This is a genomic window from Cupriavidus sp. KK10 (genome assembly GCF_018223725.1).
Classification (GTDB): Bacteria; Pseudomonadota; Gammaproteobacteria; order Burkholderiales; family Burkholderiaceae; genus Cupriavidus; species Cupriavidus necator.
In genome coordinates this window covers 1,903,152-1,918,876 of record NZ_CP073677.1, presented here as the reverse complement: position 1 = coordinate 1,918,876, position 15,725 = coordinate 1,903,152, and the positions used below count along the sequence as shown (strand labels likewise).

15 protein-coding genes are annotated in these 15,725 nt (G+C 65.6%); 14 read left to right on the top strand and 1 reads right to left on the bottom strand.

The window, feature by feature from the left end; all coding sequences use genetic code 11:
• Positions 1–4 precede the first annotated feature (4 nt).
• Positions 5–454 carry a Zn-ribbon domain-containing OB-fold protein gene (locus tag KB879_RS09285; protein ID WP_013952538.1) on the top strand — a complete coding sequence of 150 codons (450 nt, stop codon included), beginning with the start codon at positions 5–7 and terminating at the stop codon, positions 452–454.
• Between the two features lie 18 nt (positions 455–472).
• Positions 473–1,630, top strand: a complete 1,158-nt coding sequence (locus KB879_RS09280) for a thiolase family protein (RefSeq protein ID WP_153955700.1) — start codon at positions 473–475, stop codon at positions 1,628–1,630.
• Positions 1,631–1,649: 19 nt separating this feature from the next.
• On the opposite strand, the gene KB879_RS09275 is transcribed toward KB879_RS09280, so the two are convergent.
• Positions 1,650–2,303, bottom strand: coding sequence for a TetR/AcrR family transcriptional regulator (locus KB879_RS09275; protein ID WP_211981068.1), 654 nt, complete (start codon positions 2,301–2,303; stop codon positions 1,650–1,652).
• Positions 2,304–2,590: 287 nt separating this feature from the next.
• On the opposite strand from KB879_RS09275, the gene KB879_RS09270 reads away from it, so the two are divergent.
• The 12 genes from KB879_RS09270 to KB879_RS09215 all read left to right on the top strand — a co-directional run bounded on the left by KB879_RS09270 (position 2,591) and on the right by KB879_RS09215 (position 15,684).
• Positions 2,591–3,823 carry an MFS transporter gene (locus tag KB879_RS09270; RefSeq protein WP_013952535.1) on the top strand — a complete coding sequence of 411 codons (1,233 nt, stop codon included), beginning with the start codon at positions 2,591–2,593 and terminating at the stop codon, positions 3,821–3,823.
• 129 nt (positions 3,824–3,952) lie between these two features.
• Entirely contained in the window at positions 3,953–4,231 is a 279-nt protein-coding gene (locus KB879_RS09265) for a hypothetical protein (protein ID WP_041228582.1), read from the top strand.
• On the top strand, positions 4,231–4,320 hold the full coding sequence (gene kdpF, locus KB879_RS09260; protein ID WP_018309472.1) for a K(+)-transporting ATPase subunit F: 90 nt from the start codon (positions 4,231–4,233) through the stop codon (positions 4,318–4,320). The genes KB879_RS09265 and kdpF overlap by 1 nt, the downstream gene beginning before the upstream one ends.
• Entirely contained in the window at positions 4,320–6,140 is a 1,821-nt protein-coding gene (gene kdpA, locus KB879_RS09255; protein WP_013952534.1) for a potassium-transporting ATPase subunit KdpA, read from the top strand. Before kdpF ends, kdpA begins: the two co-directional genes overlap by 1 nt.
• 103 nt (positions 6,141–6,243) lie before the next feature.
• Positions 6,244–8,469 carry a potassium-transporting ATPase subunit KdpB gene (gene kdpB / locus KB879_RS09250; protein ID WP_211981066.1) on the top strand — a complete coding sequence of 742 codons (2,226 nt, stop codon included), beginning with the start codon at positions 6,244–6,246 and terminating at the stop codon, positions 8,467–8,469.
• 25 nt (positions 8,470–8,494) lie between these two features.
• On the top strand, positions 8,495–9,118 hold the full coding sequence (gene kdpC, locus KB879_RS09245) for a potassium-transporting ATPase subunit KdpC (RefSeq protein WP_211981064.1): 624 nt from the start codon (positions 8,495–8,497) through the stop codon (positions 9,116–9,118).
• 69 nt (positions 9,119–9,187) lie between these two features.
• Positions 9,188–12,037: a sensor histidine kinase KdpD gene (locus KB879_RS09240; protein WP_013952531.1), complete on the top strand. Its 2,850-nt coding sequence runs from the start codon at positions 9,188–9,190 to the stop codon at positions 12,035–12,037.
• Positions 12,027–12,722: a two-component system response regulator KdpE gene (kdpE, locus tag KB879_RS09235; RefSeq protein WP_211981062.1), complete on the top strand. Its 696-nt coding sequence runs from the start codon at positions 12,027–12,029 to the stop codon at positions 12,720–12,722. Before KB879_RS09240 ends, kdpE begins: the two co-directional genes overlap by 11 nt.
• Before the next feature lie 132 nt (positions 12,723–12,854).
• The gene (locus KB879_RS09230; protein WP_211981052.1) at positions 12,855–13,682 is read left to right on the top strand and encodes a TorF family putative porin; all 828 of its coding nucleotides are present in this window, start codon (positions 12,855–12,857) and stop codon (positions 13,680–13,682) included.
• Between the two features lie 142 nt (positions 13,683–13,824).
• A complete protein-coding gene (locus KB879_RS09225; RefSeq protein WP_013952528.1) occupies positions 13,825–14,181 on the top strand; it encodes a hypothetical protein in 357 nt (118 codons plus the stop codon).
• Positions 14,168–15,136, top strand: a complete 969-nt coding sequence (dapA, locus tag KB879_RS09220; RefSeq protein ID WP_211981048.1) for a 4-hydroxy-tetrahydrodipicolinate synthase — start codon at positions 14,168–14,170, stop codon at positions 15,134–15,136. The genes KB879_RS09225 and dapA overlap by 14 nt, the downstream gene beginning before the upstream one ends.
• Positions 15,137–15,420: 284 nt before the next feature.
• Positions 15,421–15,684 carry a hypothetical protein gene (locus tag KB879_RS09215; protein WP_211981047.1) on the top strand — a complete coding sequence of 88 codons (264 nt, stop codon included), beginning with the start codon at positions 15,421–15,423 and terminating at the stop codon, positions 15,682–15,684.
• Positions 15,685–15,725 lie beyond the last annotated feature (41 nt).

The window sequence follows — 15,725 nt, the reverse complement described above, 5'->3', positions numbered from 1 at the left end:
CGCCATGACCCTGCCCTTACTGAAACCTGCGCTCTACCGCGCGCAGGGCACGCCGGCGCTGCCGGAACACCCCGCCCTGCTCGGCGGAACATGCCGCTGCGGCCATGTCTTTTACCCGTGGCAAAGCTATGGCTGCGAGCGCTGCGGCGCCACCGGCGACGCGCTGACGCCCGTGGCCCTGAGCGGACGCGGTCGGGTGGAATCCAGCGCGGTGGTGCATCTCCACGCCTCGCCAGCGCGGCAGGCGCCTTTCACGGTCACCGCGGTGAGGCTGGAAGACGGCCCCCTGGTGCGCACGCTTGCGCTCGGGAGCGAAGCTGGCCAGGGGACTGGGGGAACGAGGCTGGTGCCGGGCGATGCCGTCGTCGCAGTGCTCGCCGAGGTGTTGGACGGGCAGCAGGAAGGCAGCACGCAAGCGCGCGCGCTGGATCTTCGCTTTGTTCGCGTCGCCTGAACCGGAGGAACGGATCCCATGAGCGTTGCACTCACCACCCTTCGCCCGGTCTATGTCATCGGCATCGGCTTTCATCGCTACCAGCCGCTGAGCGAAACACCTTACGTTCAACTCGGGCTCACCGCCGCCCGCGCCGCGCTGGCCGATGCCGGCGTACCGTGGGAAGGCGTCCAGTCCGCCTATGTCGCCACGGCCTTGCTGCCGATGGCCGCCGGCCGGCCCATGCTGCGGCACCTCGGCGCCACCGGCATCCCCATCGTCCATATCGAGAACGCCTCTGCCTCCGGTTCGGCGGCATTTCGCCAGGCCTGCCTGGAAGTGGCGACGGGTCTCACTGACATGTCCCTCGCGCTTGGCGTCGACAAGCCGCGCACGCAGGGGCGCCCCGAACGCGCGGAACACCAGACTGGCATTGCCAGCCTGGCCGACGACGCCATCGTGCCATTCACGCATTTTGCGCTGCTGGCCGATGCCTACGCGCACCGCAACCGCGTGGCGGTCGAGGACATTGCCCTGGTGGCGGTGAAGAATCACCGCAACGGCGCCAGCAATCCGTTCGCACAGCGGCAGAAAGCACGCACGCTGGATGAGATCCTGGCGGGCAAGCCCATTGCCGGCAGCTTTACCGCGCTGCAGTGCACGCCGGTCGGAGAAGGTTCGGCCGCCGTCATCGTGGCTTCGGAAGCGGCACTCAGACGCTACGGCGTGGATCCGGGCCGGGCCATCCGGGTGCTGGCCTCGGCCGCGGGAAGCCAGCGCGTGTACGACGATCCTGCGCGCTATGACACGCTGCTGACGCAGGAAACGGTGCACCGGGCCCTGGCCGATGCCGGCGTTTCGCCACGGCAGCTCGATGTGGTCGAACTGCACGACGCTTTTACGGTAGAGGAACTGGAGTACCTGGAAGCGATTGGCGTGTGCGATGAAGGCCATGCCATGCCGCTACTCAAGGAAGGTGCGTTCGACATTGGCGGCCGTTGCGCCGTGAGCCCGTCCGGCGGGCTGATCGCCATGGGCCACCCGATCGGGCCCACCGGGATCGGGCAAGTAGGCGAGATCGTGCGGCAACTGCGGCACGAGGCCGGCGACCGGCAGCAAGCTTCTGCCCGTTACGGGCTGGCCCACATGGTCGGCCTGGGCGCCGTCTGCTACGCGCACGTGCTGGCGCGCCCCTGAAGCACGCTGCAGCGCTGCGTCATGCCGTCGGGTCAGGACGCAGCGCGCGCGCCATCGTGCCCACCAGGGCATCCCGCACCTGGGCGGGATTGGCATGCGGCGATCCCAGCAGGAACTGCGCCGAGATGCCGCGCAGCGCGCCAAGTATGACGATGGACTCCGCCACGGGGTCGACATCGGCCCGGATCTCCTGCTTGCGGATGCCGATGCGCAGATGCCCCTCGAAGTACGCCAGCGACGCGCAGTTGAACTGATCCAGCGCGACAGCGAGCGCCCCGCCCGAGACAAAGGCTTCGGTGAACATGATGTACAGCGCGCGGGTGGCGCAGTCGTGGCTCGCGGCCCGGTCGATGTAGAGCCCGACCACGCCGAGAATGGCATCGAGGCCCGGCCGCCACGGACCTGCGGCGTTTCGCGCCGCACGGAAATTCCTTCCGATCCGTCCCACCAGCGCCGTCAACAGGCCTTCCTTGTTGCCATAGTGGTGGGCCGGCAGGCCCCGGCTGTAACCCGCCCGTTCGCCGACCTCGCCCAGGGTCGTCCCCGTCACGCCTTTCTCGCTCACCAGTTCCATGGCGCTCTGGAGAATGCGGCGTTCCGCTTCTTCCCTGCGGTCGCTTTGCTTGCGGCGTTGCCTGGCGGGAGGCGCTTCGATTCCGGAGGGGCTGTCCATGTGACTGATAGGCGATCGTTTGAAACTTGCTTGTCAGCCAGGATGATACTTCAGGCGTGCCCCTGGTTCCTCCCCCACCTGTAGCGATCTCTACGCTATTGAAGCGCAGCGTACGGGCATCTAACATGCCGCCATGCCTGCCCTTGCCGTGTGCCTTGCCAAAGCCGGTGCCTTCGAGTCCGGCGCATGCTGTTTTTTTACGGCGTGGTCGTCACGGACTTCCCCTGGCTCAATGAGAAGACCGGGATACGGACGCCATTGCGATGCGCACACGTGAAGACCCGGCCATGACTGTCAGCAGAGGCTGGCTTGCACGCCTGGTCCTGCCCGCACGCGTTCATCCCGGCGCTTTGCCGCTTCTCGTCGGGCGCGCGCTGCGCGGGTTCTGTGACGGCTTTATCGCCGTGCTGTTGCCGGCGTACCTGCTGGCCCTCGGTTTCGCGCAACTGGCAGTGGGACTGGTCAGCAGCGCCACCCTGATCGGCTCGGCACTGGCGACGGTCCTGGTGGGCGTCATCGGCCATCGCTATCCGCAGCGCAGGCTGCTGGTGTCGGCGGCCGCGCTGATGGCCGCGACGGGCATAGGCTTCGCCGGGCTGTCCTCTCTCTGGCCGCTGTTGCTGGTCGCATTCGTAGGCACGCTCAACCCCAGTTCCGGCGACGTCAGCGTCTTCCTGCCGCTTGAGCATGCCGGTCTTGCCGATTCGGCCTCCCCCGATGCCCGCACTGCGCTGTTCGCCCGCTACAGCCTGACCGGGGCCCTCTGCGCCGCCATTGGCGCGCTGGCGGCGGCGCTGCCGGACTGGCTCGCGGCGCAGCTTGGGGTTCCTGTCCTCAGCGCGCTGCGCGCCATGTTCATTGTCTATGCCCTGACCGGTGCCGCACTCTGGATCCTCTATGCCCGCATGCCGGAGCCGCCAGCGCACCTGGCAACGACGAGAGTCCCGCTGGGACCGTCTCGCCGGATCGTTACCCGCCTTGCCCTGCTCTTCAGCGTCGACGCATTTGCCGGCGGCCTGGTGGTGAACTCTCTGCTAGCGCTCTGGTTGATGCAGCGCTTCAGCCTTTCCATTGGTGCCGCCGGGCAATTCTTCTTCTGGGCCGGGCTGCTAAGCGCCGGCTCCCAACTCGTGGCTGCGCCGCTGGCTCGCAGGTTCGGTTTGCTGAATACGATGGTGTTCACCCATATCCCATCCAGCCTCTGCCTGATCGCGGCCGCGTTCGCCCCCTCCCTGCCGGCGACGCTGGCGCTGTTGCTCGTACGCAGCGCGCTGTCGCAGATGGATGTACCGACCCGGACCGCCTATGTCATGGCCGTGGTGACGCCGCCCGAGCGGCCGGCGGCGGCAAGCCTGACCGCCGTGCCCAGGAGCCTGGCTGCCGCATTCGGCCCGACCCTGGCGGGCGCGCTGCTGGCCATGGGCTGGGTCGGGACGCCGCTGGTCGCCTGCGGCGTGCTCAAGATTGCCTACGACCTCGCACTCCTTGGTGCGTTCAGGCGGGTCAAGCCTCTCGATTAACATGCTGAGCCGGCGCCATCGCGTAAAGATTCGATAGAGAAGCGTCGCGCCGGCGCAGCACCTCAGCCACCAGCAGCACCCATCACGATCGCCAGCGGCCAGAAAAAGTGCTCCTTGGTTCGCGTGCGCATGCTGATCGCCGGAATCTTTATGCGTTCTTTATACGCACCGGCCACCTTTCTACCCTGTTTTTACGACCCCGTCGCTAATCTGCAAGCCGAAACCATTCAAGGGTGCTTTGTTATGGACGGGATCTTTTTGATCGTATTGATTGGCTTCGCCGTGCTGAGCGCGGCCCTGCTGGGGCTTTGCGCCGTGCTTGCGCCGAAATCTCCGGCAGGCAGCGAGCCCGGCAGCCCGCATGACCAGATGCTGGCAAAGAACAGCGCGTCGGACAGGAGGCTGTGATGGGCTGGACGGATCTGTTGAGCGGCGTGCTGGCCATTGCCATTTTTGTTTACCTCCTCATTGCGTTGTTCCGGCCGGAGAAATTCTGATGTCCTCCCAATTCTTGGGCCTGCTGGTCCTCTATCTCGCCATCCTCCTGGCGTGCGCCCCTTTTCTCGGACGCTATATCCGGCGCGCTGTGGAAGACGGCGACTATTCGCTGACCGTCTGGGGCCGACCGCTGGAACGGCTGCTGTATCGCCTGGGCGGCGTGCGTGCCGATACCGGGATGGGATGGAAGCAGTACGCCGTCGCGGTGCTGGCGTTCAACCTGCTTGGCGTGGTGGCAGTCTATGCGCTGCAGCGCCTGCAGGGCATGCTTCCGCTCAATCCGCAGGGCTTTGGTGCGGTTGCGCCGGACTCAGCCTTCAACACGGCGATCAGCTTTGTCGCCAACACCAACTGGCAAGGCTATGCCGGCGAGTCGACCATGGGCTATCTGACGCAGATGCTCGCGCTCACCGTGCAGAACTTCCTGTCCGCGGCGACCGGCATCGCGGTGGTGTTCGCGCTGATGCGCGGATTTGCGCGCCAGAGCGCCGCCACCATTGGCAATTTCTGGGTCGACATGACGCGGGTCACGTTGTACGTGCTGGCGCCGATCGCGACCGTGATCGCGCTGGCGCTGGTCAGCCAGGGTGTGATCCAGAACTTCGATGCCTACAAGGAAGTCAGCCTCGTCACGCCGGTTGAGTACAGCCAGCCGAAGGTCGATGCGGCCGGGCAACCGGTGCTCGATGCACAAGGCAAGCCGGCGACGGAAGACCTGAAGACCGACAAGCAGACGCTGGCGATGGGACCGGTTGCCTCGCAGGAAGCCATCAAAATGCTGGGCACCAACGGCGGCGGCTTCTTCAATGCCAACTCGGCGCATCCGTTCGAGAACCCGAATGCCCTGGCCAACCTCCTAGAGATGCTGGCGATCTTCCTGATACCGGCGGCGCTGTGCTTCACCTTTGGCGAAATGGTCGGGGACAGGCGACAGGGTGTCGCGGTGCTGGCCTCCATGACGGTCATCTTTGTCGCGTTGGCCTGCGTGGCGGCGATGTCCGAGCAGATGGCCAGCCCGGCCCTGGCCGGATTGCCCGTGGATCACGCCGCGTCGCTGTTGCAGGCCGGCGGCAATATGGAAGGCAAGGAAACGCGCTTCGGAATCGCCGCTTCGGCACTGTTCGCCACCATCACGACCGCGGCGTCGTGCGGCGCGGTCAATGCCATGCATGACTCCTTCACCGCCATCGGTGGCCTGGTGCCGATGCTGCTGATGCAGCTGGGCGAGGTGGTGTTCGGCGGCGTCGGCTCGGGGCTGTACGGCATGCTGGTCTACGCCGTGCTCGCGGTGTTCATCGCCGGACTGATGATTGGGCGCACGCCGGAGTACCTCGGCAAGAAGATCGAAGTCTACGAAATGAAGATGACGGCCGTGGCGATCCTGGTCACGCCACTGCTGGTGCTGCTCGGCACGTCCGTGGCGGTGATGACCGAGGTGGGACGCGCCGGGGTGTTCAATCCCGGCACGCACGGCTTCTCGGAGATCCTGTACGCGCTCTCGTCGGCGGCCAACAACAATGGCAGCGCCTTTGCGGGCTTGTCTGCCAACACGCCGTTCTACAACACGCTGCTGGCGGCGGCCATGTGGTTTGGCCGGTTCTGGATCATCATCCCGGTCCTTGCGCTGGCGGGCTCGCTGGCAGCCAAGAAACGCGTGCCGGTGACCGGCGGCACGATGCCGACGCATGGCCCGCTGTTTGTCGTCCTGTTAGTGGGCACGGTGCTGCTGGTCGGGGCGCTGACCTATGTCCCGGCGCTGGCGCTGGGGCCGGTCGCCGAGCAGCTCCAGGGCGCGGTGACGGCAACCGCGGCGAAGTAAAGCGACGACTGACGACGAAATATCGGGCATTCCTACACGTCCGGCCCCTGCACTGCCTCACAGATGCAGGTGCCGGATGGCTCTAGCGGATTGCGGAGAAACCATGCAACAAGATTCGATGGCCCAAGTGGCCAAGCGCGGCGCCAACACAGCTGAAGCGTCATCCTCCAACACGCTTCAGGCGAAGAGCGCGCCGGTGTCCGACCGGCAACACGGTTCCCACCATCATCGCCCGCCGGCGCGCAGCATGTTCGCGCCGGAGCTGGTGAAGCCCGCGCTGGTCGCGGCCTTCAGGAAGTTGTCGCCGCGCGACCAGCTGCGCAACCCGGTGATGTTCGTGGTCTACGTGGGCAGCATCCTGACCACTATCCTTTTCCTGAAGGCAATGGCCGCGCCGGCAGCAACCCCGGGTGGAGAATCCGCGGGCTTCATTCTGGCGGTGTCGGTGTGGCTGTGGTTCACGGTGCTGTTCGCGAACTTCGCCGAGGCACTTGCCGAAGGCCGGAGCAAGCAACAGGCGGAGGCGCTGCGCGGTCTGAAGACCACGGTCACCGCACGTGTGCTGAAGGACGGCAAGCGTGGAGGTGCCACCGAAGCGCGCCCCGCGACGGCGCTGCGCCGCGGTGACGTGGTGCTGGTGCAGGCCGGCGAGATGATCCCCGGCGACGGCGAAGTGATCGACGGCGTGGCCTCGGTCGACGAAAGCGCCATCACCGGCGAATCAGCGCCGGTGATCCGCGAGTCGGGCGGCGACTTCTCGTCGGTGACCGGCGGTACGCGCGTGCTGTCCGACTGGATCGTGGCCCGCATCACAACCAACCCGGGCGAGAGTTTCATCGACCGCATGATCACGATGGTTGAAGGCGCCAAGCGGCAAAAGACACCGAACGAACTTGCCCTGACGATCCTGCTGGTCGGGCTGACCATCGTGCTGTTGCTGGCCACGGCCACGCTGCAGCCGTTCTCGCTCTACAGCGTCCTGGTGACGAAGGCTGGCGTGCCGGTCACGATCACGGTACTGGTGGCCCTGCTGGTTTGCCTGATTCCCACCACGATCGGCGGGCTGCTGTCAGCCATTGGCGTGGCGGGCATGAGCCGCATGATGGAAGCCAACGTGATTGCCACCTCGGGCCGTGCTGTCGAAGCCGCCGGTGACGTGGACGTGCTGCTGCTCGACAAGACCGGCACCATTACCCACGGCAACCGCCAGGCATCGCGCTTCATCCCGGCCCCGGGCGTGTCGCAGCTGCAACTCGCGGAAGCGGCATGGCTGTCGTCGCTGGCCGACGAGACGCCGGAAGGCCGCAGCATTATCACGCTGGCACGCCATCTGCCGGGGCTGACGGCGCCGGTGATGGCAAGCCAGAAGCCGGAATTCGTGCCGTTCAGCGCCCAGACCCGCATGAGCGGTGTTGACCTGAGCGATGGCGGCGGCGAGCGTCACGTGCGCAAGGGTGCGGCCGATGCCGTGCGCCGCTACGTCACGGAACGCGCCGGCAAGTTCCCCGATGCGGTCTTGCAAGCCGTGGATGAGGTCGCCCGCGTCGGCAGCACGCCGCTGGTGGTAGCCGACGCCAACGGCGATTCGGTGCGCGTTCTTGGCGTGATCGAACTGAAAGACATTGTCAAGACCGGCATTCGCGATCGCTTCGGCGAACTGCGCAAGATGGGCATCAAGACCGTGATGATCACCGGCGACAACCGGCTGACTGCGGCTTCGATTGCGGCGGAAGCCGGCGTTGACGACTTCCTGGCCGAAGCCACGCCGGAAGCCAAGCTCAAGCTGATCCGCCAGTACCAGGCCGATGGCCGGCTGGTCGCGATGACCGGCGACGGCACCAACGACGCCCCGGCACTCGCCCAGGCCGACGTGGCCGTGGCGATGAACAGCGGCACGCAGGCGGCCAAGGAAGCCGGCAACATGGTGGACCTGGACAGCAACCCGACCAAGCTGATCGAGATCGTCGAGATCGGCAAGCAGATGCTGATGACGCGCGGCTCGCTGACGACCTTCAGCGTGGCCAACGACATCGCCAAGTACTTCGCGATCATCCCGGCGGCGTTTGCCACCACCTATCCGCAGCTCAACCTGCTCAATGTGATGGGGCTCGCCACGCCGGCGTCGGCCATCATGTCGGCAGTGATCTTCAACGCGCTCATCATCGTCGTGCTGATCCCGCTTGCACTCAAGGGCGTGGTCTACCGGCCGCTGGGCGCGGCGGTGCTGCTGCGCCGCAACCTGCTGGTCTACGGTCTGGGCGGCATCCTGGTCCCGTTTGTTGGCATCAAACTGATCGACATGATCCTGGCCCTCTTTGGCTGGGTCTGATTTTCTCCTACGAATCGGAGCATTCATGAATACGCAAGTGCAGTCCCGCCAGCCGTCGCCGGCCCCCGTGCAAGGTGGCTTGTTGCGGCCAATGATGGTGGTGTTCGTTGGTCTTTCGCTGGTGACCGGGCTGCTGTATCCCGGCGTGATCACGGCAATCTCAAAAGCTGTGTTCCCGCATCAGGCCGGCGGCTCGCTCATTGAGAAGGATGGCAAGACAGTTGGCTCGGAACTGATCGGCCAGCCGTTCTCCGACCCGAAGTACTTCTGGGGCCGCCTGTCGGCCACGGCGCCAATGTCGTATAACGCCGCGGCTTCGGTGGGATCCAACCTGGGCCCCACCAATCCGGCGCTGACCGACGCCGCACGCGCGCGCATCGACGCGCTGCACGCCGCCGATCCGGACAACCAGGCCCCCGTGCCGGTGGACCTGGTCACGGCATCCGGCAGCGGGCTCGACCCGCACATCAGCCCTGCGGCCGCAGCGTACCAGGCGGCGCGCGTCGCGCGCGTCAGGGGGTTTCCGATCGAGCAGGTGAAGCAATTGATTGCGGCGAATACGGAAACGCCGCTAATGTCGGTCCTGGGCGACCCGGGAATCAACGTCCTGAAGTTGAACCTTGGATTGGATGCCATTGCACGGAAGTAACCCAGTGCCGGGACGCGGATGCGAAGCAGAACTGGTTAGCCAATGCCAGGATAGAGGGTGAGCCGACCGATGCCTGATGTCGAACTACGCGAAGCCGGCGCGCGCCCCGACCCCGATGCCCTGCTCCAGATGGTGCAGGAGGAAGGCGCTCGCGCCTCGCGCGGCAAGCTCAGGGTCTACTTTGGCGCTTCCGCCGGGGTCGGCAAGACCTTCGCCATGCTCACCGCAGCGCGGGCGGCGTCCGCGCAGGGCACCGATGTCGTCATCGGCATCGTGGAGACCCACGGCCGCGCGGAGACCGAAGCGCTGATCGCCGGTATCGAGCGCTTGCCAATGAAGGACGTGCCGTACCGCGAGCGGGTTCTGCAGGAGTTCGACCTGGACGCGGCGCTGGTCCGGCGACCGGCCCTGATCCTGGTTGACGAACTGGCCCATTCCAACGCACCGGGCAGCCGCCATCCCAAGCGGTGGCAGGATATCCAGGAACTGCAGGCCGCCGGGATCGACGTCTGGACCACGGTCAATGTGCAGCATCTGGACAGCCTGAACGAGGCGGTGGGCGGCATCACCGGCATCCGCGTCTGGGAAACCGTGCCGGACGTTGTCTTCGACAGCGCCGACGAAGTCGTGCTGGTGGACCTGCCGGCCGACGAGCTGCTGCGCCGGTTGAAGGAAGGCAAGGTCTATCTGCCGGAGCAGGCGCGACATGCGGCTCGCAATTTTTTTCGGAAAGGCAACCTGATCGCCCTGCGCGAGCTGGCGCTGCGCCGGACCGCCGACCGTGTGGACTCCGATGTCCGGGCATGGCGTCAGTCCGAAGCCGTGCAAGGCGTGTGGCGGACCCGGGAGGCCGTGCTGGCTTGCATTGGCAGTGGTGACGATGCCGAGCAGGTCGTCAGAAGTGCGCGCCGGCTTGCCGGCCAGCTCGACTGCGACTGGCATGTGGTGACCATCGCCACACCCAGGCTGGCACCCCCATCCGATTTCGCAAAGACGCGCCTGCAGACGGCCATGCGTCTCGCAGAGGAGTTGGGCGCACGCACTGAGACCCTGGCGGGCAACGACATGGTCCAGGCAATCGTGGGGTACGTGCGCCGCCACAACCTGACCAAGGTAGTCATCGGCCGGGCGCCGGCAGACTGGCGCCGCGGGGGCGCCTCCCTTGCTGAACGGGCCCGCGCCCTTCTCGGCCTGGCCTTGACGCCATTTGTGAACTCGCCGGCGTGGCTGTTCGGCCGCCGCAGTTTTGCCGATGCGCTGGCGATCGGGTGTCCGGAAATCGACATCATCCGCGTGGCGGCAGACACGACGCGGGTCGATCTTCGCCCGCGCCATGGCACTGAGGAGCCAGACGCCCCCGCGCCAGGCGACGGGGCCACGCGCAGAGACCATTTGTGGGCAGTGGTATGGTGTGCCGGTGCCACGGCGCTGTCGGCCCTGGCGTTTCCATGGTTCGACGTCGTCAACATTGCCATGCTGTTTCTGGCGGCGGTGGTCGGCGTCGCGCTTCGTCATGGCCGCGGACCGGCGGCGCTGGCTTCGGTGTTGGCCGTTGCCGCTTTCGACTTCTTCTTCGTACCGCCGCGGCTGTCGTTCGCCGTCAGCGATGTGCAGTATTTGCTCACGTTCCTGGTGCTGCTATCCGTGGGGCTGGTCATCGGGCAACTGACGGCCGGTTTGCGCGAACAGGCGCAGGTGGCGGTGCAGCGCGAGAACGATGCTCGCACGCTGTACGAACTGGCCCGGGAACTCTCCGCGGCGCTGATGCCGGACCAGATTATTTCGATCGCCAGCCGTTTCCTGCGTGCTGCCTTCGATGCCAATTCAGCCTTCTTCCTGGTTTCCCCGGAGGGCCGCTTGCTGCCGCCCGTGTCTGATGTCGAGCAGCATGACACCGGGGCGCGAACCGACTCGATCGACCGTGTACTGGCAGAGTGGGTATTCGATCACGGCCAGCCGGCCGGCACCGGCACGCATACCTTGCCAGGCAGCACCGTGCTGTATCTGCCATTGAAGGCGCCGATGCAAACCCGTGGCGTGCTGGCGGTCGAGCCTGCGGTGTCGCGCGCCTTTGCGCAACCTGCGCTACGGCGCCAGGTCGATGTGTTCTGCACGCTGATCGCGATCGCCATCGAGCGCTTGCATTACGTCGAAGTGGCGCAGCAGGCCTTGCTGTCGATGGAGTCAGAGCGCCTGCGCAGCTCATTGCTGGCCGCTGTCTCCCATGACCTGCGAACCCCGCTGACAAGCCTGATCGGCATGGCGGAAACCATGCAGCGTAGCGATCTCGGGCTGGCGCCGTCACTGGCCGAGACCGTGGCCGCCATGCTGGAACAGGCCAAACGCATGCGGACCATGGTGGTGAATCTGCTGGACATGGCCAAGCTTCAGGGCCGGGAAGTCCGGATGAGCAAGGAATGGCAATCGGTGGAGGAACTCGTTGGCGCCAGCCTGGCTGCCATGCGCGAGGCGCTCGAGCACCACCGCGTGGTTGTCGCCGACTTGTCCAGGGTACCCCTGGTCGAATGCGACGCCGTGCTGATCGAGCGCGTGCTGTGCAACCTGCTGGAAAATGCCGCCAAATACACGCCTGCCGGCACAGAGATCCGGCTTTCGGCCGCGGCTGTCGACGGCGAGATCAGAATTGCGGTAGAGGATGATGGCCCGGGCGTGCCCAAGGGCAAGGAACGGCAGATCTTCGAGAAATTCACGCGCGGTGAGCGCGAATCCGCGACCGCGGGCGTCGGCCTGGGCCTCGCCGTATGCGAGGCAATCGTGCAAGCCCATGGGGGGCGCATCTGGGTGGAACCCGCGCAACGGCCAGACCGGCCCGGCGGCCAGGCAGGCGCGCGCTTCCTGGTAGCGTTGCCGCGTGGAAATCCGCCAGCGGTGGAGCCGGAGCAGACTGATGCCATTTGATTTTTCCCCGACAGTCTTGCTGGTTGAGGATGAGCCGCATATCCGGCGCTTTGTCCGCTCGACGCTGGAGTCCGAAGGCTGCATGGTGCACGAGGCAGAATCGCTCAAGCGCGGACTGATCGAGGCGGGCACCCGGCAACCGGACCTCGTCATTCTCGACCTGGGCTTGCCGGACGGAGACGGGGTGCAATTGATCAGCGAGATCCGTACGTGGACTGACGTACCGGTGCTGGTCCTGTCGGCACGCAGTGGAGAGGCCGACAAGATCGGTGCGCTGGATGCCGGCGCGGATGACTACCTGACCAAGCCCTTTGGCGTCGGCGAACTGGTCGCGCGCCTGCGCGTGCTGCTGCGCCGGCATGCCAGGGCCAACGCCCAGGGCTCCCACCAGATCCTGTTCGGCGACGTGCAGGTTGACCTGGCCAGCCGCGTCGTCACCCGCTCGGGACAGGCCGTGCATCTGACGCCGATCGAGTATCGTCTCCTGGCGGTCCTGATCGCGCACCGCGGCAAGGTGATGACGCACCGGGAATTGCTGCGGGAGGTGTGGGGCCCCTCTCAGGCCGAAAGCAGCCAGTACCTGCGCGTCTATATGGGACATCTGCGGCACAAGCTCGAAGCAGACCCGGCGCGGCCCGCTTACCTGCTGACGGAAATCGGGCTGGGCTACCGCTTTGCCGGATAACGCTGAAAACCAAGCGCATTGATTGGATTTGTACGCGGGCGCTGCGGCTTTTGATACCGTTTTTACGCGTCAGGCCATATCGTGGCGAGGCTCCCTGCAACGGGGATTCCTTCAACTTTCGTCACAACAACAATGACTGACCTGCGCCATACCGCGGCCGCGCTGCTCGCCTGTTCCGCATCTTCCATCCTCATCTTCGCTGCCATGCCGGCCATGGCGCAATCCCAGCCTGACGCCGAGGCGCCTGCAGCGGCTCCGGCCACTGCCGCAGCCGGGCCGGCATCGCCGCATACGTTCACTGCCAACGTGTCGCTGGTCTCGGACTACCGTTACCGCGGCATCAGCCAGACCAACCTGCGGCCCGCGATCCAGGGGGGCTTTGACTATGCGCACGAAAGCGGCTTCTACGTGGGCAACTGGAACTCCAGCATCAGCTGGCTCGAGGATGCCAACCCGGCGGTGTCGGCGCCGGTCGAAATGGATTTCTACGGCGGCTTCAAGAACACCTTCAAGGTTGCCGGCACCGAATTCAACTATGACGTGGGCGTGCTCCAGTACTACTACCCGGGCGGCTACAACAACCCGCGTCCCTACACCACGGAACTGTATGCCGGTATCGGCTGGGGCCCGGTATTCCTGAAGTACTCGCATGCCGTGACCAACCTGTTCGGCTTCAACGACAGCAAGAACAGCTACTACGTCGACCTGACGGCCAACGTGCCGCTGAACTTCTGGCACCTGACCCTGAACGCGCACGTGGGCTACCAGGGCGTGACGCACTTCAGCGACGCCTCGTACACCGACTGGAAGATCGGACTGACCAAGGACCTGGGCAAGGGCTTTGCGCTGGCGGTGGCCTACGTGGACACCAACGCCAAGGAATCGGCCTACACCAGTGCCAACCGGGGCCGCTATCTGGGCAAGGCTGCGGCCTGGGCTTCGCTGACGAAGACGTTCTGAGCGCGAGCGCTTTGCCAGCGTCGCTGGTTTTGATGCGGATTTAACGCCAAAGCCCAACATCCTTGCATCAAATTTAGACGGCGCTGGCTAGCATAAAGCCATGTCCAACACGCGACCCGCTACCGCGCGGGTCCATCCAATCATGCGACAGTCAAGCCTGGCCGTTGATACCGTTCCCCGACGTACCGCCCTGCGCAGCAGCAAGGCCACCATGCCCGCGCTGCGCGCGGTCCCCCAGCCGGCACCGGTCTGGATCCGCATGCGTCTCGCGGTGGCATCCACCGAGGTGTTCGGCCTGCGCCAGACCATGTGCAGGGCGCTCGGTGAACTGGCCCGCGTCTATGTGGTGAATGTGGACTACCGGCACGGCGAAACCACGCTGCACGTGGAGATCGCGCGCACGGACCGCGACGCGGCCATGCATGCCATCATGACGGCATTTCCGGCGGCGGAGTTCGGCGTCACTACAGCCCTGGGAGACGGCTATGTGGCGCACTGAGGAAGAGAGCTTCTCCGGTGCCGCCGTTCACGCCTGCACCAGTATCGCAGCGATTTCCCGCCAGTCGCCATGGGGCATCTGGGTGCCCATGGTCACGCCGATGCGTGCCGGCTCGCTGGACCTGCCGGGGGCCGCCAGGCTGGCTGAGCGCTACCTCGAGGCTGGCGTGAACGGCCTGATCATATTGGGCACGACCGGCGAGGGAAGCCTGCTCTCCACGCACGAGCGGCAAGTCTTCACAGCGGCAGTGCTCGAGGCCGTCCATGGCGAGCTGCCGGTGATGGCTGGCGTCGGAGCGGTCGATACCCGCGCGGTGTGCGCGCAAGTTGCCGAACTGGACGCCTTTGATCTTGCCGGCTACCTGGTGCCGCCGCCCTGCTACCTGCGGCCCTCCGATGAGGGCATCGTGTGGCATTTCAATGAGGTGGCGCGCGCAACCGAACGCCCCCTGATGCTGTACAACGTGCCGAAGCGAACTGGCTGTGCGATGTCGCCGGCGCTCATCCGATCGCTGCTTGCGCACCCGCAGATCTCGGCGGTCAAGGAGTGTGACGCCGGCAATCTCCGGGCACTTGTCAACGATCCGCATGTCACCGTGCTGTGCGGTGAGGACGCGGCCCTGTTGGATCACCTGCTTGCAGGTGGCGCCGGCGTGATCGCCGCGTCCTCGCATATTCGTCCGGACCTGTTCGTGCGCCTGCTGCATCTGGCGCAGACAGGCCGCTTGCGCGCGGCCCGCGCCTTGTTCGCCAAGCTCGCGCCGTTGATCTCGCTCATGTTCGCCGAGCCGAATCCGGCACCGGTGAAAGCTGCGCTGGCGCTATCCGGCGTGATTTCCCCGGAAACCCGACTGCCATTGCAGCCGGCAAGTCCCGCGTTGGTCCAGAGGCTGGAAGAGGCCATGGCTCTTCTTCCTCCGCTTTCCGCGGCGCGGGATGAGCATCTGGCGGCATAAAGGGCTAGCCATCCTTGCCTTTCGGCCTCTCCGGCGGCATCGCGTCGCGGCCAGCGCCTGATATGTGTTTGTCTGGCCAACAGCGTCATGAAATGAGTTGGCCCGCGCCCAACACATAGTCTGCCTGACGGGGATCGGAAAGTGCCGGCATTCCATGAAAAACCTTTGTTTTTCAAGAAGTTATGGATCTTATTGCAGCACCCTCCCGGGTCTGGCACGCCCCATGCTCTATACCCTTCGAGCGCAACAACGTGCTCCCCCAACCGAACCCAAGGAGACTTACCATGCAATCGACCCTCATGATCAAGGACCTGCCGCTCGACCAGGAACTGGACGGAAAGACCATGTCCACCGTGCGCGGCGGCCACGCCGTCTCTGTTGTCGGCGGCAACGCCCAGAACGTCGTCGGCGGCGGCGGCTTTGCCAGCCCGACCATCGGCTTGCAGGTCGGCGCGACCGTGAACACGATCGACGCCAGCTCGCACCTCAGCCTGAAGATCCCCACCATGCAGAACTTCGGCAACGGCACCCAGGTGGCCACGCTGTAACAACGCTGCATGCGGGAGGCCCGCCGAGGCGGGACTCCCCT